Below are 20,504 nucleotides of genomic sequence, written 5' to 3'. Positions count from 1 at the left end.
TTACCGCCAACGTTCCCGCGCTACACGCAGGCTGGGATTAAAGATGCGGAATCTTTCGGTTAAAAACAAATGCATCAAACACAAACTATTTTCAAATTAAGCCAATTGCCCAGCTTGCTTGTAGCGTGTGTTAGGCGGCGTTGTGACACGTAAGGTGTGCATGCTTTCAAAATTGACGCAATTCGGCCAAGCGATTTCAGTATTAATTTATGTTTTCGTTTTTATTGTTTCTCATTTTTGTAAGCGCTTTTATATTTTGCTTTTACATACTAAGTATTTACAGATATCATCTTTCTTTTCAATAATAATCTTGTCTCTCTGCAATTCTTCAAGAGTATATGGCGGTTCCCCCTCTATAAGCGGCAAATCATTGTCTGCACGATATTTAATTATTTGTTGTAAAAATTTGTCAATTATTTTCTTATCGACTTCTGAAATATTTTTTTGGTTGAAACTAGTTATTCCTAATATCCAAACATCTGTATATTCCTGTTTTGCTTTGTATAAAGTTGATAATTTATCTGAAAGTTCGAATGATAAATCTTTATTTGTAATGAAAACTATAGTCGGCCTCAAAGCACTATAACTTGAACTAACAAATTGATATGTTGCATAGGCTTTTCCATCAAGCTCACGATAGTGATCAGAAATCTCTATACTAACATTTTGTCCGAATGAAATTTGGAATTGGAAAATCAAACAAATAAATAATATTCTTTTCATTTTTTATGTTTTTTTGTTCCTAGCTTCTCTTACAATGACGCCTAACGTTCTGGTACTACAGCGGGTTTGGGACTAAATTAAGCCCATTCTTCGGATTTGCCAAATCATACCAAATACAAAACCAACTTTCCATTAAGCCTATTGCCCAAATCCGTTGTAGTAGCTGTTACCACTCGTTTATTTTTAGAATATTTGTTGTTGAATCTTATTTCGGATTAAGAATAAAACAATCAAAATCACTAATGTAATTATGTTCGTTTTGGATTCAACATATTTCTGATTTTTATAGTTTGTATAAGTTGTAAACATTAAATAACCTCCGATTAGTACGATTGGTAAATAGTCCAAAATTATTTCAACGTACCAAAGTTCTGAGATTCTACTTGCAGTAGCTCCCTCTCCAAAAATTCCCCAAAAAACAAAAAATTCGATTACGAACAATAAAATAAGAAGTGCAAAAAGTAACGCACTACTAATTACAATACTTTTATATTCCGTCTTTATTTTAGCGAATTTACGTATATTCAAAATGAGTCATTATTAAAGTAAAAGCATAAAAGAACTGCAAATAAGTGTATTCCAATCAAAAGGTATTTCCATTTCGGTTTATTCATTAAAATTCCGTTATAGATGGGGATTTGAAGTAAAGCGAGTATAATACCAATGAAATTTATTTCGTTGGTTAACTTTGCTGATAACATTGTAAAAGGAAAAATTATTTTTGCCGGAATATATGTACCGTGTCCACCGCCTGCAAAGAATATCGTTATAAGTAGACATAAAAACGTAATTGTTAATATTTTCGCTATTTTCATTTAAATGAGTGGTAACTAGTTTATAGGCGAAACAAATTTTCGTATATACACCCCAAGATGGGCGGATAGGCGAAGGTTGGTTTCGCTTTTTTGATTTTCAAATATATTATTTATTTCTTATAAATCATCAAAAGGACTTCTAATTTGTTGCAAACTTTTCGTACTAACATGCGTATAGATTTCTGTGGTTTTACTGCTATTGTGCCCTAATAATTCCTGTATGTACCGCAGGTCGGTACCACTTTCTAATAAGTGTGTCGCAAAACTGTGTCGCAACCAATGCAGAGTAGCCGGTTTGGTAATACCTGTTTTTTGTAGCGCTTGCTTGAGTACAAGTTGCAAACTTCGAGCATCATAGGGCTGTCCTTTGATTTGTCCTTCGAATAAGTAGGTGGTGGGTTGGCACACTTTATAATACTCTCGAAGCATTTCTAAAATTTTGGGAGACAAAGGCGCAATACGGTCTTTCTTGCCTTTGGCGTTTTTGAGTAAAACAATATTTCGCTTAGAGTCAATGTGCATTGGGCGTAAGGCTAATAATTCGCCACAACGCAGCCCACAACTATAAATCAACGAAAGCATTGTTTTGTGCTTGATATTTGTATGAGCATTCAAAATTAATTTCACTTCTTCTTTGCTCAACACATTCGGGAGTACTTTTTCGCGCTTCGGACGGTGAATTTTGTCGATCTCTATTTTGGTATCACGAACAGTAGCAAAGAATAACTTGATACCATTCACAATTTGATTTTGAAAGGAAGTCGAAAACTTTTTTTCCAAAACATACTCGTTGTTGTATCGGATTACATCTTCGTTGGTGATTTCGGAAATGGGTTTTTCGGGATAAAACACCAAAAATGATTTCAATGCTTCGCTGTAAGTAGTAATGGTACTTTCACTATACCGTCTGGATCGCATCCATTGCTTGAATTTGTCGATTTGTGCGATGCCTTCATCAGAAGGTACATTGGGGGAGGAAGTGTGAATTTTAAATCGAATTCGGTTTTCAAAGGTGTCAGGCAAATGCCAAACCCCCAAAGTTTGACTCCATCGGGAGCCTTCCAATTGCTTGATTCGGGCAATTAACTCCGGTTTCTTTTCAAAATAAACGGCAATCCGCTTTTCTTTTCGGTGTGTAATCAATTGGGCATTCCAACGCATAAGGCTTATAATTAGAGCCTTAAAGATATAAAAAAAAGTTATTAATGAAAAGTGAGGAGTAATAAACAAAAACACACCCCCAGCCCCTCTAAATCGGAGTCGTCGCATCTTCGATTTCAAGAGGGGAATAATGGTGTAATTATAATGATTTAGGGTTCGACAAAAACACACCCCCAGCCCCTCTAACTCCCTATTTTATTTATTTTTGGAGTCGTTGAATCTTCGATTTCAAGAGGGGAATAATGGTGTAATTATTGTGATTTAGGGTTCGACAAAAACACACCCCCAGCCCCTCTCTAGAGGGGAGCAGTCTCTGCTATAATTGGAATTTGGAATTTAAAAATTGGAATTTCCTCGTGCTAACGTTCCTAGCCCTGATGGGAACGGCATCCTCTTGTGGCGGGGTTCGACACAAGAGATATAGTGGACAGCAGGATTAGCTCCTAAACATTAATCCAAATGCCATCGCAAGCCCACAAAAGCGCGAATGCCTTGGTTGGGTCCGTAGGCGTAGGTCGGGTCGAAAGTGAGTGCATAGGGATTGTCGGGAGTGGGTTGTGCAACGCCGTTGCTATCGAAGGTGACTTGCTTGTCGAAAGGGTCATGGGCACGCGCAATTAAGAAAGGATTGCCGCGATTGGGTGTCCAATTCAGGAGGTTTTTGACGCCGCCAAACAACTCTACGTTGTGGAATTTCTTGTACGTGATTTGAATGTTTTGAATGCTGTACGGCAAGGAATACTCGCGGCGCGGATCGAGTGGGGACAACAAGGGCAAACGCATACTGCCGGTATAACTTCCGGTATAATCCAAACTCAGGAACCAGTTGGGGATTTCGTAGCTCAAAGCCCAAGACAAACTGACTTTTTCGGTAAACAGAGGCACAAAACGACGGCCTTCTTGCTCGGTCAACGGATTGAAATAACTACCGCCCAAAGTTCCTTTCAACCCAAACGGACTGACCCAATCCAAGGAAATACTACTTCCGAAAATTCTAGAAAAACCTTCGAGATTGGCATAAATAATTTGGTTGGGATTCGTATCATAGTCGGCAATAATGCGGTTTTTGAAATGGGTGTACCAAGTCGAAGCTTCGAGGGTGAGCACGCCCGCCGTGTTGGTATCGAATTTCTTGAGGTAATTCAGGTTGGCGGTATACGAAGTTTCGGGGTCTAAATCGCCTTTTAGGACGACTTCTCTAGCTCCCGAAAGCGCTTGATGGTCTTCGGTAAATAAATTCACCACTCGGAATCCCGTTCCCAAATTGAGTCGCAAAATATCGGTGGCGGTGGGTTTCCATTTCAAGGCGAGACGTGGCGTGACAATCGAGCCGTGTGCTGGGTGGTAATCGTAACGCGCGCCCAACAGCAAGCCCGTTTGCTTAGAAAGTTGGATATCGTCTTGGAGAAATCCACTGTAAATAGCGGTTTGAGAGGAAGTGGCCGTGGCAGGCGTGTTGTCGTTATACCAAGTAAAACGCGCCGCGGCACCGAACAAAAGCGAATGATTTTGGAGCTCTTTGTCCCAAAGGTATTGCCCGAACGCAATTTTTTGGTTCGCCAAAAAAACGGAAGTACCATAGACTGAATTTTGGTCGTGGCCCACCATCGAAAATTGCAGGCTCATTTTTTCGTAAACAGGCAATTGGTACTTGCCCAAGATTTCGTAGCGCGAGGTGTAAATGCTTTCGCCATAGACTTGGTCGCCTCCTCGAAAGCTGGAATTCCACTGCATTTCGCCTCCCCAACGGTCTTCATATAAATAACGGGCGACGAGGCTCATTTCTTTTTTGGAACGGCGTTCAAAATGCCAGCGGCTAAAAAAGGAAACTCTTTTCTGCAAGGAACTATCCGTAAAATTGTCGCCATTGTTATCGACAGCATAATCATTGTAAAATGTGCTGAGTCCAAAAAGCGCATTAGATTTTTTACCAATGTTGGTGCGATAACCCAAATCGAGACTGTTTTCCAGCCAAGAAGTAGTCATCAAGTCGGCAGTAAATTGTGGAGCGTTTTGTGGTTTTTTGGTAATGATATTGATGAGTCCACCTACAGCCTCGCTCCCATACAAACTCGAAGCGGCACCTTTGATGATTTCGATTTTGTCGATCATCGCATTCGGAATTCCAGACAAACCATACACCGTTCCCAAGGCACTCACTATGGGCATGCCATCTATCGTGACCATCGTATAAGGGCCTTCCAACCCATTGATGCGAATATCACCGGTGTTACAAACATTGCAATTGTTCTGTGGACGCAAACCATTCACGTTTTGCAAACCTTCAAAAACAGAAGCGGTGGGGTTTTGTTTCAAAAAAGTGGTCGAAATAATTTCTACAGGAACTGGATTTTCTAAACGACGTACGGCTTTCATCGTACCCGAAACCACTACTTCGTCGAGCAGTTGTTCGTTGGTCACCACATTTATTTTTAGTAAATGCTTAAAATCCGCACTGCTGATGGACTGCTGATGGGTTTTGATTCCCATAGCAGCAACGCGAAGCGTGTAGCGTTGGAGCGGCAATTGAGGAATTTCAAAAAAACCCAAACTATCGGTTTGCGTTCCAAAAGCAGTGCCTACAATTTCGACCTGTGCTTGTGCTACAGGTTGATTTTCGGAGATGACTTGTCCACGCAAGGTGGCTTTTTCTTGTGCCAAAGCAAGAGATAACGAAAAGAAAAACAAGCAGCTATATAATAATTTCATTAGAGTAAATAATATTTTAGACAAATCTAAAAAATAAATACATACAAACGAAAAAAATCCAGTATCGAACTTCAATACTGGATGTTACTATAATTTTACTTGACTATCCCAGACTAGTGCCATTTTGGCGATTAAATTAATTGTGGAATGTTTTTCATTAAACTTTATTCTCTATGTTCTTTGCGTCTCTGCGACTTTGCGTGAAATTTGGCTCGCAAAGGCGCAGCGTCGAAAAGGAAATTCTTCATTTTTTAATCTCTTGGTATGACCTATAATTTTTCTTGATTAATTGCGGGCATTATAAATTGTCCTATTAAAATCCAATTTGGACTTACACTATTTTGTTTTCATTGCTTAGCTTACAAATCTTCAAAAATTTGAACGGTCAAACCACTTTCTTGATCATAATCAATCTCCAAAGCTCCCGCTTCGAAAGTGATGCTGACATAATCGCCTGAACCAGGTGTATCTTCACGTTCCACTTTTATACCTAGCAATGGTGTTTTGATGTTTTCAACCCACAAAGGCGCAGCAGCAACATCTATGCGTTTTAAAGACAAGCTACCGTTAAATTGTTCTTCTAATTGTTGTTGCTCTTTTTCGAAATCATAATCGGTCACAATAGAAAATCCAGTATCTTCCTCATTGATTTTGAAAAACAATTTTTGTTCGTTCTCAAAATGCAATTCTACCGTATCAATAAAAATGAATTTATTGTCCGGTTGTACCAAATTGACCCACAAATGATAAAACACAGCGGTTACTTTACTACCTTTTTGAACTTGGGATAAAAGAGCTACTTCTTGTGAACTAAAGGTATAACTACTACTCATAAAATGACATGGATTAAAAAAATAAACAGCTTACAAAAGCAACTGTCGCTATTCAACGCGCAAAATTACGATAACTAAGAGGAAAAAAAGAGGAATAGACTATAATTCTTTTTCGATTGATTTCAGGGCATTCGCTTTAAAATACCCACCACGAATTCACTAATGAATTCACATATAAAAATGTGTTTTAATATCACGAATTAGTACTGTTGTTGTAATTCATGACATTAATTTCAATTTGAATTACAATTAGTGTCAATTGGTGAAATCAGTGGCTAACTTTTTTTTTAGAGCGAATGCCCTGATTGCTTTATGGTAAATTGGAAGAAAGCAGCGAAGTATTTAGACATGTCTAAAAAAATAGTTTTGGAGAACTTTTTTTGTATATATTTGGATAATAAAACACTATACAATTGAGTCATTCCTTAGAAGAAGTCAACCAATCGGTGGCTACGCAAAATAAAAGAACAACCTTTAGAAAGATTTTGGCTTTTCTAGGCCCCGCTTATCTCGTAAGTGTAGGCTACATGGATCCTGGCAATTGGGCCACTGATATTGCGGGTGGAAGTCAATTTGGTTATGCGCTCTTATGGGTACTTTTGATGAGTAATTTGATGGCCTTGCTGTTGCAAAGTTTGAGTGCGCGTTTAGGAATTGTCACCCAACGCGATTTGGCACAAGCCTCCCGCGAAACCTATTCGCCTTTTGTGAATTACATCTTATATTTTTTGGCCGAAATTGCGATTGCCGCTTGCGATTTGGCCGAAGTGCTCGGAATGGCGATTGGGATCAATTTACTGTTTGACATTCCGTTGATTGAAGGTGTTTTGATTACGGTTTTGGATACTTTTTTATTGTTGTTTTTAATCAATAAAGGCATTCGGAAGATGGAAGCCTTTATTATTGCTTTGGTAGCCATCATAGGATTTTCGTTTGTATTCGAAATGTTGTTTGCGCAACCTGAAATTGGCAGTGTCGTACAAGGGTTGATTCCAAGTCTTCCTAACGAAGCCGCTTTGTATATCGCCATAGGAATAATTGGAGCCACCGTTATGCCCCACAATTTGTACTTGCATTCGTCTTTGGTGCAAACCCGAAAATTCGATCGCAGTCCCAAAGGCATCCGTCAAGCTTTAAAATACAATCTGATTGATTCGACTATTGCCCTAAATTTGGCTTTTTTTGTCAATGCCGCTATTTTGATTTTGGCTGCAGCCACCTTCTACAAAAACGGATTGTATGAAGTGGCCGAAATTCAAGATGCTCATCAATTTCTAGCGCCAATATTGGGTACCAAATGGGCTTCTATCCTATTTGCCGTAGCTTTGATTGCTGCCGGACAAAGCTCAACCATTACGGGAACTTTGGCAGGACAAATCGTGATGGAAGGCTATTTGAATTTACGCATTCAGCCTTGGGTGCGACGCATTATTACAAGACTGATAGCCATCGTGCCAGCAGTTGTAGTGATTTTAATTTATGGCGAAAGTGTCACCGGTAAATTGCTCATTTTTAGCCAAGTCGTTTTGAGTTTGCAATTGGGGTTTGCCATTATTCCATTGATCCATTTTGTAAGCGACCAAAACAAAATGAACGGTTTTCATATCAATACACTAACGAAAATAGCTGCTTGGACCATTGCTTTGATTATAGTTTCACTCAACGCCAAATTGGTTTTTGATGAGATTCAAGGTTGGTTGGCCGCCGCCGAAAATCCTATCATCCTTTGGCTAACGGTAGTACCCTTGGCCTTTGGCTTTTTACTCTTACTCCTTTACATCGTATTTCGACCGTTTTGGGCGCAATCAAAAATGAACATTCAAAACCACTCGCCCCATCATTTGGCGTTGCAATTTCATTCCATCACAGCGCATCCTCCGCAAAAAATTGCCATCGCAGTTGATTTTTCATTTGCTGATGAAACTGCTATTAATTACGCTTTCAATTTAGGAGGTAAAGAAGCTGAATATACCCTAATACATGTGGTAGAAACGGTGGGCGCCTTGATGTACGGTAAACAAACCGACGATCACGAAACCACCATCGACGAAAAGTTATTACAAGAATACAAAGACATGTTTCAAGAAAAGGGCTTTTGTATCAAAACCCTATTAGGTTTTGGAAAACCCAACAAAGTGATTCCGAAATTGGTCAACAAAGGCAAATTCGACTTACTGATTATGGGGACTCACGGACATACTGGCATTAAGGATTTGTTGTTGGGCACCACCATCGACCGTTTGCGTCACAAGATTTCCATTCCGTTGGTCTTGATTAATAATGCTAAAAAATAATACTAACACTTAAAAACCTTTCCAGAGTTTTGAACTCTGAAAGGGTTGATTAAACATTGTATGATGACCCACTCCGAAGAAAATTACCTCAAAGCCATTTATCATTTGACCGTACAGCTTGAAGCTGAAGTGCCTACGAATGCCATTGCCGAAATGATGGAAACCAAAGCTTCTTCGGTAACCGACATGCTGAAGAAATTGGCTGATAAAGCATTAATCCATTATATCAAATACCAAGGCGTTTCCTTGACTGAAAAAGGAACGCACACCGCCAAAATGATTGTTCGCAAACACCGTTTGTGGGAAGTTTTTTTGGTTGAAAAATTGGCTTTTACTTGGGACGAAGTACACGACATTGCCGAGCAATTAGAACACATCAAATCCGAACAACTCATCAACAAACTCGATGATTTTTTGGGCAACCCCACCGAAGATCCTCACGGAGATCCCATTCCAGATGCACAAGGTCGAATTGCTAAAACAGAAAAGCTACTGCTCTCAGAATTGGCAGAAAAGGATACTGCCATTTGTGTGGGAGTAAAAGATTCCTCCGCCGATTTCTTACAATACTTGAACAAACAAAAAATTGCTCTAGGAGCCGTTATCAAAGTATTGGGAAGAGAAAATTTTGATGCGTCTTTACATTTAATCATCAACGATACGCCACTTACCGTATCGTCAAAAATTGCAGGAAACTTGTACGTGAAGCGGATTTAACCACACCCACAATTCCCGTCTCCACAGTTTTTTTTGGACTTCTTTTTCCAGAAAAACTTTCGAATGAGGAAACCAATGGCAATAGCCAATAAGGAAAAAGCGATGATTTCTTGTACCAACATAGTAGGTTCATTTTAAAGAATTAAAGGTAGGCTTTATTTAAAATTTAGCACCAATACTAATGTAAAAAGTACGACCATCATTAGGCAATATCCCTGGCCCAGGATACCCACCGGCACGACGGGTAGCATAACTTGCATCCGTTAGGTTATTAATTCCCGACTTGATATTGTAATGCCCTAAAAAGTCATATTTCATAGAAAAATCATAGACACTAAAACCCGCTAATGCTCCCGTTACACCGTTTGCTGTTGGCGTTTCGGTGTTGTTGGCATCGGTGTAGATTTTGCTGGTGGTGCGGTTTTGAAAAGTGGCAGATACATTTTTGAAATCCCAGCTAATCCCAAAATTGTGGATGTAGCGTGGCGCGTTTTCCACTTGTTTTCCAGCCAAATTGCTTTGTGTAATCACAATATTTGGAGCCGTTCCCGATACTTGCGTCAGTCTAAAATCAGAGTAAGTAGCATCAATAAAAGACATAGTCGCAAAGAAATTAATATCCCCGATGGCTTCATTAACCTGAAACGCTTTGGTCACATTCACATTCACAAATCCTTCAAAACCTTTATGGATGGTTTCTCCTAAATTGGTTCTGAACAAATAAGTGCTTTGTGTTGGGTCGTTATTGGTAAATTGACGAATGCTTCCCACTCGGTTTTGATACAATAAATAAAAATAAGACACATCGAAATTAACAAATCCAAAAAGCGAACCACGATACCCTAAATCCAAATTGTATCCGCTAGCATCTTTCAAGTTCGGGTCAATCACATCTGTAGTGGCCGATGGCGTCAAATCTGAGAATAAAACCGGGCGAAAGGCTTGTGAGAAATTTGCATAAAAGTTTGTTCTTTCCCATTTGTATTCTACTCCCAAACCAAACAATGCTACATTTCGAGTAATGTCTTGCGGAGTCGCTATAACATCATTACCATTAGTAATGTTAATTCTTCCCTCACTAGTAGAACGAATCGACTCGAAACGCACACCAGGAGTCACACTTAATCTTGGGGTAATTTTGAACTGATTTTCTGCAAAAGCGGCAAAATTGTCCGTGGTAAAATCCAAATCGCGGTTGTAACGACCTTCAATACTCAAATCAAAATCGGAACCCGTTGTTCCTCTTCCTTGTTGCAAACGGTTCATATTGGCTTGGTACAAACGAACACCGAAGGCTAATTTTTGTTCTTCCTGATCGAATCTATATTTGAAAATACTTCTGGTTTCTAAACCAAAGTTTTTATAAAAATCACGGTCCACCTGACGATTGGCATAAGCATTCGTAGCAGGATTAATTGCATCCACGACATTGGGAGCTGCCAAAAAACCTACCGAATTACGCTCGCCAATTAATCCAAAAAGTTTCGCATTAAAAGTCAAACGGTCACTGAATTGCGTATCCAAAATCAAAGCGCCTACATTCCAAGGCGTACCAAACCAGTTACGACTGCGAAAAGATTGCTGTGGATTGGCTTCAAATTGCGCATCTGTCAAACCTCCCGCTTGTTGCATATCATAATCCATATTGGTATATTCTGCCGAAAGTTTGGTTTTCTCGTTGAACTTATAGGCGAAGTAAGCGTGGGTATTGCGCACCGCATAGCGTCCGTTTTCTCTCCAACCGTCCCCGTTTCTGGAATGATTGTACACGTAATAGTCTATTTTTTTTGTGGTGCCACCAATAGCGTTATAAGAACTAAATAAGCCATAGCTTCCCACCGTGTTTTGTGTTTCGAAAGAGAAAGCCTTTTCTGTTTCGCGTTTCAAATCGTAGTTGAGCATTCCACCAAACTGAGATCCGAATTGTAGTGAAGCACCACCGCGAACCAATTGAATATTGGCTACCGCTTCCAATGGCGGATTGTAATACGCCTCTGGATAGCCAAACACATCCGAGGATATATCATAGCCATTCTGACGTGTATTCAATTCCCAACTTCTGTTTGGACTCAACCCACGAACCCCTACATTGATTTGTATTCCAGACCCCTCATTTTCCCAAATCGAAACACCAGGTACTTTCGCAAAAATCTCTCTTGCGTTGTTCGTCACTACATTTCCATTGGTGTTTAGCAATGAAATCACTTCGTTTTTCTTTCCAGAAAACAAACTATTGCCTTGCACTTCTTTTAAGCGCTCTACAGGCTGTTTTTTGTAATAAACGGTTACGGGATATAGTTTTTTTACAGTATCGTTTAAAGCAACATCATTAGTGTCTTGTTGTCCGAAAGCCAAACCGCTTGTCACTAGTACAAGCGCAGAAAAGAATAATTTCATTTTTATTTAGATTAATTCTAGACTGCAAAGGTAGGTTTGGATTCTTATTTAGACAAATTAAAAATTACTTTTAACATTTGTTCTGCTACTTTAACTCAATAATTGGTAGGTTAGTAGAGCCACCGTATAAGCAAAAGCACTCATAAAAATGAGTTGCCCCAAAGGCCATCTCCAACTGTTGGTTTCTTTACGAGTGACAGCGAGCGTACTCACGCATTGCATCGCAAATGCATAATAAAGAAGTAATGATATACCAGAGGCAAAATTGAAGACTTTTTCGCCTGTCAAAGGATTGATTTCGGATTGCATTTTATTCTTGATGGTATCTTCATTGTCGGTGTCGCCCACGCTGTAAATCGTGGCCAAGGTACCTACAAAAACTTCTCGGGCTGCAAATGAACTGATAATGGCAATTCCTATTTTCCAATCATAACCCAAAGGCGTCAAAACAGGTTCAATAGATTTACCCATCAGTCCGATATAGGAATTCTCTAATTTTTGCGAAGCGACTTCGTTCTCCAACTCGGTTGCTGAAAGCGGTTTATCAGCGTGTTTATTTACTACAATTTGCTCCGCATTACTAAAGTTTTCACCTGGACCATACGAAGCCAAAAACCATAAAATAATCGAAATCGCCAAAATGATTTTTCCAGCACCAAATACGAAGGCTTTGGTTTTTTCAATCACATTGATACCTACGTTTTTAAACAAAGGCAATTTGTAGTTGGGCATTTCTACAATGAAATAAGACTTCCCTTTGATCTTCAATATTTTATTCAAAACATAAGCCGAAAAGATGGCCATTCCAAATCCCAACATATACAACAACATCAAGGTAAGGCCTTGCAAGTTGAAAATACCCAACACCCTTTCATCCGGAATCACCAACCCAATAATGATAGCGTACACTGGCAAACGCGCCGAACAAGTCGTAAACGGAGTAACCAAAATGGTAATCAAGCGTTCTTTCCAATTTTCGATATTACGAGTCGCCATAATCGCCGGAATAGCACAAGCCGTTCCAGAAACCAATGGTACCACACTTTTGCCCGACAAACCAAACTTACTCATAATTTTATCCATCAAAAATACCACACGACTCATATAGCCGCTTTCCTCGAGTATCGAAATGAACAAAAACAAAAAGGCTATCTGTGGAATAAAAATTAAGATTCCGCCAATTCCGGGAACAATCCCCTGCGAAATCAAATTGGTCAACATACCTGCTGGCAAAACCTCGGCAGACCAAGCGCTCAAACTGGCAAAGGAGCTATCGATAAAATCCATTGGGGCTTCGGACCACACAAAAATGGATTGAAAAATACCAAAAAGGATACAGAAGAAAATCACATAGCCCCAGAATTTATGTGTTAACACCCGATCCAATTGGGCTCTAAAATCTTTAGCAATAGATTGGTCGATGGTCATTCCCACTTTCAACACATCATTGATAAACTGGTAGCGCTTAATGGTTTCTTTTTGCTGCAATCGTTTCAAATCCGAATGCGATTTGGTAAATGTACTCTGGATTTCTTTTCGCTCTAAATTCAAAAAGTTCACATCTTGAGTAATCACCAACCATAACTTATACAACAACTGATTCGGAAATGCTTTGCGAAGATTTTCAAAATATTCGGAATCTATTACCGAGGCATTCAAGCAAGGTTCTTTTGAAATGGATTTATACGAAACGATTAAATTTTTCAATTCCTCAATTCCAAATCCTTTTCGAGAACTTACCAACGCAATTTTAGTTTTTAGCTTTTCTTCTAAAAAAGGAATATCCAAACTGATGCCCTTGTATTCCATTCGATCCGCCATATTGATGACCAAAATCGTTGGAATTTCAAGGTCTTTGATTTGAGTAAAAAGCAATAGATTTCGCTTTAAATTCTCTACATCCGTCACCACAATGGCAACATCGGGATAGAGTTTGTCGTTTTTATTGAGTAATAATTCAATTACTACATTTTCATCAATCGAGCTGGCATTCAAACTATAAGTACCCGGTAAATCCAGAATATTGGCTTTGAAATTATAAGGCAACTTACAAAAACCCACCTTTTTTTCTACCGTAATTCCAGGATAATTCCCTACTTGTTGATTCAGACCTGTTAGTTGATTAAAAACAGAGGTTTTCCCCACATTCGGGTTCCCTATCAAAGCGACATTGATGTTGTGATTGCTGGTCATTAGCTTTATTGGATTCGTTCCACTTCTATTTCCTGAGCCGTTGCTACTCGAATGGCAACGTGTGACCCGTTAATGTTTAGGTACAGCGGATCTCCGAAGGGAGCGATTTGCAGCAACTCTACTTCATTACCAGGCAAACAGCCCATTTCGAGCAATTTTAATGGAATGGCATCAATATCAAAGTCTTTGATAATGGCTTTTTCTCCTTTTTTGAGTGACTGTATCGTTGTTGGCAAACCTTATTTAGATTGAATTTAGATTACAAAAATACATATTATAATAGAAATTCAAATGATAATTATCACAATTGTAAAAAAGAATCTGACTGTCTGTAAAGTGAACTAACAACTTAAATGGCACGCGGATGAAACGGATGAAACGGATTTTCGCTGATTTTAATTAAACACTATGTATTAAAAGTCCAAAGATTTGATTTCGCAAACTCAAAGTCTGCAAGGTTGGATAGTAAATTTTTACCGCAAATTCGCAAATTATTCCAATTATAAATATTTTAAAATTTGCGAATTTGCAGTAATTTTTTTTAGAAATAAAAACGAAATGCCCCGAAAGTACATAGCGTTAAACTTTATCTGAGACCAATAAAAACCCATGTTCATACGTTTAAATCAGCGTCATCCGTGTTCCATTTTCCCGGTTTTAACTTAACCACTATGGATTAAAGTCCAAAGATTTGATTTCGCAAACTCAAAGTCTGCAAGGTTGGATAGTAAATTTTTACCGCAAATTCGCAAATTATTCCAATTATAAATATTTTAAAATTTGCGAATTTGCGGTGATATTTTTTTAGAAACTAAAACGAAAAGCCCCGAAAATGCATAGCTTAAAACTTTATTTGTGACCAATAAAAACCCATGTTCATACGTTTAAATCAGCGTCATCCGTGTTCCATTTTCCCGGTTTTAACTTAACCACTATGGATTAAAGTTCATAGATTTGATTTCGCAAACTCAAAGTCTGCAAGGTTGGATAGTAAATTTTTACCGCAAATTCGCAAATTATTCCAATTATAAATATTTCAAAATTTGCGAATTTGCGGTGATATTTTTTTAGCAACTAAAACGAAATGCCCCGAAAGTACATAGCGTTAAACTTTATTTGAGAGCAATAAAAATCCGTTTTCATCCGTTTAAATCAGCGTCATCTGTGTTCCATTTCAGAACTGGAAATCAAGCTAATAACCATTGCCCAATTCGTGAAAATTAGTCAAATTCGTGTTCCCTTTTCACCCAACTAATTAGCGCACAAAAAATTAATATCTTCTATCAATCGCGCCATATCTTCTTTTTTGGTTCCATCATAAAAGCCACGAACGCGTCTTTTTTGGTCCACCAACACAAAATTCTCGGTGTGTACCATATCGTACAATTCTTCGGGTTTCCCCAATTTAACGGCCAAATACGATTTTCGAGCCATTGTATAAATTTCCTTTTTATCACCTGTAACCAAGTTCCATTTGCTGTCTATCACGCCGTGTTCAAGAGCGTATTTTTTCAAAACAGGCACACTGTCGGTCTCAGGAAAAACGGTGTGCGACAACAGCATTACTTTGGGATTATTTTTGATAACCGCTTGCACTTCGGCCAAGTTCTTGGTCATTTTAGGACAAATCGAACCACAAGTCGTAAAGAAAAAATCGGCCACATACACTTTCCCTTCATAATCCTTTTGGGTAATCGTTTTCCCGTTTTGATTCACAAACGAAAAATCAGCAATCGTGTGTGCCTTACTCACATATTGCACCGTACTGTCCACCAATTCAGGATTCACGTCGGCAGGATTGTAAATAGGCAAGGTCTTTTCTGGCTTCAACGCATTGTAAAACAAGCCAATAGTAATCGCCGAAAATACCAATAAAACACCAAAAAATATACGATACTTATAGAAGAAAGCTTTCATTTGTAGGTTTTTAAAATAAAATAGAAAGGCAAAATTTGAATTTCGCGCAAAATTACAAAACAACGGTCTGCCTTACACTACGCTTTTTAAAATAATTTGGGCGTGCCCCTTCGCCTCGTAGAAAAAACGAGGCAAAGGGTCGGGTCTCCGTTCCCGCTTTTTTTTATCCCGCGAAAAAACGGGATAAAAAAAAAACTCCACTCCACCCCTCACGCAAAAGGTCATTAAGTTAAGAAATAATCAATAATTTGATTGCTGATTTTTGAACAACGATTTTTGATTGCTGATATTTAAGATACTGAAAATCATATAATTTTTACTCACTTGCTCCAAAATCTAAAATCTAGAATCGTTAATCTACAATCAAAAATCTCTTAACCTAATGACATTAAACTCACGCAAAAAAAATTTCACAAGACGTTAAACCTTTAGTAGACTTTGAAGTCCAATAGGGTATTTTTGCCCTTTGCATAAAAATTTCAAGAGTAAAAAACTCGAGAGATTTCATTATTTTAATGCTAATTTTATGCAATCAAAAAAAGGAATTCTATTATGATGAATTCTCTTAATAATGTGTTTTTTATGCTTAAAAAAGCCATTATGATGTAACTATTTTTTGCTTTTTGACACGAATGTATCGTAACTAATTCAAATTGTAATATGAACCCAAAAAAGTCCACCACCTTACTGTTTGCACTACCAGCAGTTTTTAGTTTTGGATGGAGCCAAGCACAAACCGCTTCGGCCACCAAAGAACCAGGAATCAATATCCAATATATGGATAAAACCATCAAACCAAGCGATGATTTTTTCCGATATGTAAACGGAACCTGGTTGAACACTACCGAAATCCCAAGCGACAAAACTCGTTGGGGAAGCTTTGACGAATTGCGTCAACGCACCGATACTGACGCTTTGGCGATTCTAAAAGAAGCCGCCAACAACCCAGCGTACAAATCGAATACCGACCAAGGTAAAGCCATCAATTTGTACAAAACCATGTTGGATACCGTAAGCCGTAACAAATTAGGTATTGCTCCCCTAAAACCTTATTTGAAAAAAATCAACGCGGTAAAAAACGTAAAAGATTTACAAGCTTTATTAATCGAAATGGAACCTACAGGAGGTATTGGTTTCTTTGGCGCTGGTGTAGGTACCGATGCTAAAAATAGTAATGTCAATGTAATTAACTTAGGACCTGGAGGCGTAGGCTTACCAGACCGTGATTACTATGTAGGCGAAGACAAAGATTCTAAAGAAAAAAGAGAAAAATATGTACTGCACGTGGCTAAAATGTTGCAATACTTAGGCGACAAACCTGAAGTAGCGAAAGCCAACGCAGAGAAAATTTTGGCTTTAGAAATCGAAATGTCTAAACCTCGTTTTGACCGTGTAGAAAGAAGAGACCGTCGTAAATCGTACAACCCAATGACTGTTGCCGAAATACAAAAACTAACGCCATCTATCGATTGGACAACGTATTTCACTAAAATTGGTTTGCCTACGAATCAAACGATTATCGTGTCGCAACCAAAATATATGACGGCTTTAGAAACCCTTTTCAAAGAAAACAAAGTAGACGACTGGAAAGCCTATATGCGTTGGTCTTTATTGAACCGAGCTGCAAGCCAATTATCTACAGAAATTGAAAAAGCCAACTGGGAATTTTATGGCAAAACCTTAACGGGTGCTGTAAAACAAAGACCTTTTGAAGAAAGAGCTTTACAAACCGTAACAGGGTCTGTGGGTGAAGCTTTAGGAAAATTATACGTAGAGAAAAAATTCCCTGCCGAAGCTAAAGAAAAGGCAGCCAAAATGATCAAAAACATTTTCCGTGCTTACGAAAACCGCATCAACAACTTACCTTGGATGTCGGCTGAAACAAAAGTAAGTGCCATTGCCAAATTAAACAAACTAAGAGTTAAAATTGGTTATCCAGACAAATGGAAAGACTACTCTGCTTTGACTATCAAAAGTCCAGCAGAAGGAGGAACGTTTTTTGAGAACGTAAGAAACATTGCTATTTGGCGTAATAAAGAAAACTTGGCAGACTTGGCCAAACCTGTAGACAAAGACCGTTGGGGTATGGCACCACAAACAGTGAATGCGTACTACAATCCATCGAACAACGAAATTGTATTCCCTGCGGCTATTTTGCAACCGCCTTTTTACAATTACCAAGCTGACGAAGCGGTAAATTATGGTGGAATTGGAGGGGTTATTGGTCACGAAATCTCTCACGGATTTGATGATTCAGGAGCACGTTACAATGCCGACGGTAATTTAGTAGACTGGTGGACACCAGAAGATTTGAAAAAATTCGGTGCTTTAACCGGTGCTTTAGCTGCTCAATACAGCGCTTTGCAACCGCTTCCAGGTACTTTTGTAGATGGTAAATTTACTTTAGGTGAAAACATTGGAGATTTAGGTGGTGTAAATGCTGCTTACGATGGCTTGCAATTGTACTTAAAAGAAAACGGCAACCCAGGATTGATTGATGGCTACACTCCAGAACAACGTTTCTTCATTTCTTGGTCGACCATCTGGCGTTCTAAAATGAGAGACGAAGCCTTGAAATCTCAAGTAAAAACCGACCCGCATTCGCCAGGTATGTACAGAGCCTATGTGCCTTTACAAAACATAGATGCATTCTATGATGCCTTCAACATTCAACCGAATGACGGAATGTATATCGCTCCAGAGAAAAGAGTAAAAATCTGGTAAGACTTACTTTGCTATAAATACCAAAACCCATCAGCTTAAGTTGATGGGTTTTTTGTTGGGGTAAAAAATCACCAGTTATCTTAAATTACAAATACTCCCAAAAATTATCTTTATTGACCACATAGGTGTTTTTTGGGTGATATTTTTCGGTGAATGATTTAGTGAAAAGTACTTTTTTGTTGGGATTGTATTTGATTTCATATGCAGCAATTTCATTTTCTAAAATCTCTAAAAAATCAATCTCGGCTTGCTGTGTGTTTCTCCAATAATGTGTTTTTTATATAAAAACCATTATAGGATGATAAATATGAATACAATCACATAAAAATATAATATTTTGTGGTTACAACCCTAAAAAAGTTTATTTTTTTAACGACAAATACACTATGACATTAGTTGACTATTTGTATCTAACTCTCAAACAAATAATTATTTAGTTTGTTTAGCAATGATTTGCAAAGTCTTTTTTTGACCTTATAGGTACTTGGATTCAAATAATACCTACAAGGTTTTGAAAACCTTGCAGGAAAAACAACTGGGAAATCATTTAAAAATCAAGTCTACCATTAGTACTCCTCAGCTGATAAAAAGCAAACGTTCTTTTCTAGCCCAATTGGCTTTGTAATTCCTCTTGTGCAGTCCCGAAGCTATGGAAGGTACAAGTGAAATCGAGCAGAGGGCAGGACGGTGTTTGCAAAAAAAAATCCCAAAAACCAGTATTGGAATTTGGGATTTTGTGTATTTAAAATGGATTGAATTACAACTCAAATGCTTTTTTAGGATTGTTATCGCAAAGCAACTCCACTGGATTTTCTAGTGCTTCTTTCACTGCTACCAAGAAACCAACTGACTCACGTCCGTCAATGATTCGGTGGTCATAAGAAAGCGCTACGTACATCATTGGGTGAATTTCTACTTTTCCGTTTACAGCAATAGGACGCTCGATGATGTTGTGCATTCCTAAGATTCCTGACTGTGGAGGGTTGATAATTGGAGTTGACAACATCGAACCAAACACACCACCGTTAGTGATTGTAAAAGTTCCTCCTGTCATATCGTCTACAGTGATTTGCCCGTCGCGTGCTCTCAAGGCCAAACGTTTGATTTCGGCTTCAATGCCTCTGAACGTTAAGTTTTCAGCATTACGAACTACGGGTACCATTAAGCCTTTTGGTCCAGAAACTGCGATGGAGATATCACAGAAATCGTAGGCCACTTTGTAATCGCCATCCATCATAGAATTTACGTCTGGATACAATTGCAATGCTCTAGTTACCGCTTTGGTAAAGAAAGACATATAGCCTAAACTTACCCCACCGTGTTTTGCTTTGAAAGCATCTTTGTACTCGTTACGCAAATTGTTGATAGGCGTCATGTTTACTTCGTTGAATGTAGTCAACATTGCCGTATCGTTTTTGGCAGCAACCAATCGCTCAGATACTTTACGACGCAACATAGATAATTTGGTACGCTCTACACCACGAGAACCTCCTGTTGGAGTTCCCATAGATGGCACTGCATTAATGGCATCTTCTTTAGTGATTCTACCTGCTTTTCCAGTTCCAACAATGGTTTCTGGAGCTATATTTTTTTCGTCTAATATTTTTCTAGCGGCTGGCGATGGAGTGCCTGCTGCATAACTTGGAGCTGCTGGAGCTGCTTTTGGAGCTTCAACTTTTACCTCTGCTTTTGGAGCTTCGGCTACTGGTGCTGCTGCTGCCACAGGTGCTGCACCTGATGGTTTTGCTGCTCCAGTATCAATTAAACAAACAATAGCGCCTACTGCTACTGCATCGCCTTCTTCGGCTTTTAGGGTAATTACTCCACTTGCTTCTGCTGGCAACTCTAAGGTAGCTTTATCTGAATCTACTTCAGCAATCGCTTGATCTTTCTCTACATAATCACCATCTTTTACCAACCAAGTGGCTATTTCTACTTCTTTGATGGATTCCCCTGGTGATGGGACTTTCATTTCTAAAATCATCTTCTGTTAGTTTATTGTTTGTAGTTTAAGGCTTATG

General features: G+C 38.7%; 13 protein-coding genes. 3 read left to right on the top strand and 10 right to left on the bottom strand.

What is annotated here, in order from left to right:
• Positions 1–249 precede the first annotated feature (249 nt).
• From ACSVH5_RS06210 to ACSVH5_RS06195, 4 genes are all read right to left on the bottom strand, one after another.
• On the bottom strand, positions 250–723 hold the full coding sequence (locus tag ACSVH5_RS06210) for a hypothetical protein (RefSeq protein ID WP_438060582.1): 474 nt from the start codon (positions 721–723) through the stop codon (positions 250–252).
• A 932-nt stretch (positions 724–1,655) separates the two neighbouring features.
• The gene (locus tag ACSVH5_RS06205) at positions 1,656–2,699 is read right to left on the bottom strand and encodes a tyrosine-type recombinase/integrase (RefSeq protein WP_438060581.1); all 1,044 of its coding nucleotides are present in this window, start codon (positions 2,697–2,699) and stop codon (positions 1,656–1,658) included.
• A gap of 450 nt (positions 2,700–3,149) precedes the next feature.
• A complete protein-coding gene (locus ACSVH5_RS06200; protein WP_438060580.1) occupies positions 3,150–5,408 on the bottom strand; it encodes a TonB-dependent receptor in 2,259 nt (752 codons plus the stop codon).
• A gap of 359 nt (positions 5,409–5,767) precedes the next feature.
• Positions 5,768–6,241 (bottom strand): hypothetical protein, encoded by a 474-nt coding sequence (locus ACSVH5_RS06195; protein ID WP_438060579.1) that lies wholly within the window; start codon positions 6,239–6,241, stop codon positions 5,768–5,770.
• Between the two features lie 413 nt (positions 6,242–6,654).
• Between ACSVH5_RS06195 and ACSVH5_RS06190 the strand changes: the two genes are divergently transcribed.
• A complete protein-coding gene (locus ACSVH5_RS06190) occupies positions 6,655–8,535 on the top strand; it encodes an Nramp family divalent metal transporter (RefSeq protein WP_438060578.1) in 1,881 nt (626 codons plus the stop codon).
• Between the two features lie 63 nt (positions 8,536–8,598).
• Positions 8,599–9,252 carry a metal-dependent transcriptional regulator gene (locus tag ACSVH5_RS06185; RefSeq protein WP_438060622.1) on the top strand — a complete coding sequence of 218 codons (654 nt, stop codon included), beginning with the start codon at positions 8,599–8,601 and terminating at the stop codon, positions 9,250–9,252.
• On the opposite strand, the gene ACSVH5_RS06180 is transcribed toward ACSVH5_RS06185, so the two are convergent.
• The 5 genes from ACSVH5_RS06180 to ACSVH5_RS06160 form a co-directional block, all read right to left on the bottom strand.
• The gene (locus ACSVH5_RS06180) at positions 9,249–9,374 is read right to left on the bottom strand and encodes a FeoB-associated Cys-rich membrane protein (RefSeq protein WP_082923242.1); all 126 of its coding nucleotides are present in this window, start codon (positions 9,372–9,374) and stop codon (positions 9,249–9,251) included. The two genes, ACSVH5_RS06185 and ACSVH5_RS06180, sit on opposite strands and share 4 nt — an antisense overlap.
• A gap of 37 nt (positions 9,375–9,411) precedes the next feature.
• Positions 9,412–11,649 carry a TonB-dependent receptor family protein gene (locus tag ACSVH5_RS06175; RefSeq protein WP_438060577.1) on the bottom strand — a complete coding sequence of 746 codons (2,238 nt, stop codon included), beginning with the start codon at positions 11,647–11,649 and terminating at the stop codon, positions 9,412–9,414.
• A gap of 90 nt (positions 11,650–11,739) precedes the next feature.
• Positions 11,740–13,842 carry a ferrous iron transport protein B gene (feoB, locus tag ACSVH5_RS06170; protein WP_438060576.1) on the bottom strand — a complete coding sequence of 701 codons (2,103 nt, stop codon included), beginning with the start codon at positions 13,840–13,842 and terminating at the stop codon, positions 11,740–11,742.
• A 5-nt stretch (positions 13,843–13,847) separates the two neighbouring features.
• Positions 13,848–14,078 carry a FeoA family protein gene (locus ACSVH5_RS06165; RefSeq protein WP_438060575.1) on the bottom strand — a complete coding sequence of 77 codons (231 nt, stop codon included), beginning with the start codon at positions 14,076–14,078 and terminating at the stop codon, positions 13,848–13,850.
• 1,015 nt (positions 14,079–15,093) lie between these two features.
• A complete protein-coding gene (locus ACSVH5_RS06160; RefSeq protein ID WP_438060574.1) occupies positions 15,094–15,759 on the bottom strand; it encodes an SCO family protein in 666 nt (221 codons plus the stop codon).
• 660 nt (positions 15,760–16,419) lie between these two features.
• On the opposite strand from ACSVH5_RS06160, the gene ACSVH5_RS06155 reads away from it, so the two are divergent.
• Entirely contained in the window at positions 16,420–18,483 is a 2,064-nt protein-coding gene (locus tag ACSVH5_RS06155; RefSeq protein ID WP_438060573.1) for a M13 family metallopeptidase, read from the top strand.
• A 757-nt stretch (positions 18,484–19,240) separates the two neighbouring features.
• Here ACSVH5_RS06155 and odhB read toward each other — a convergent pair.
• Complete coding sequence (gene odhB, locus ACSVH5_RS06150; protein ID WP_438060572.1) at positions 19,241–20,467, bottom strand: 2-oxoglutarate dehydrogenase complex dihydrolipoyllysine-residue succinyltransferase; 1,227 nt, start codon at positions 20,465–20,467, stop codon at positions 19,241–19,243.
• Between the last annotated feature and the right edge of the window lie 37 nt (positions 20,468–20,504).

Source organism: Flavobacterium sp. RSSA_27, assembly GCF_051547125.1.
Classification (GTDB): Bacteria; Bacteroidota; Bacteroidia; order Flavobacteriales; family Flavobacteriaceae; genus Flavobacterium.
This window is presented reverse-complemented; position numbering and strand designations above follow the sequence as displayed.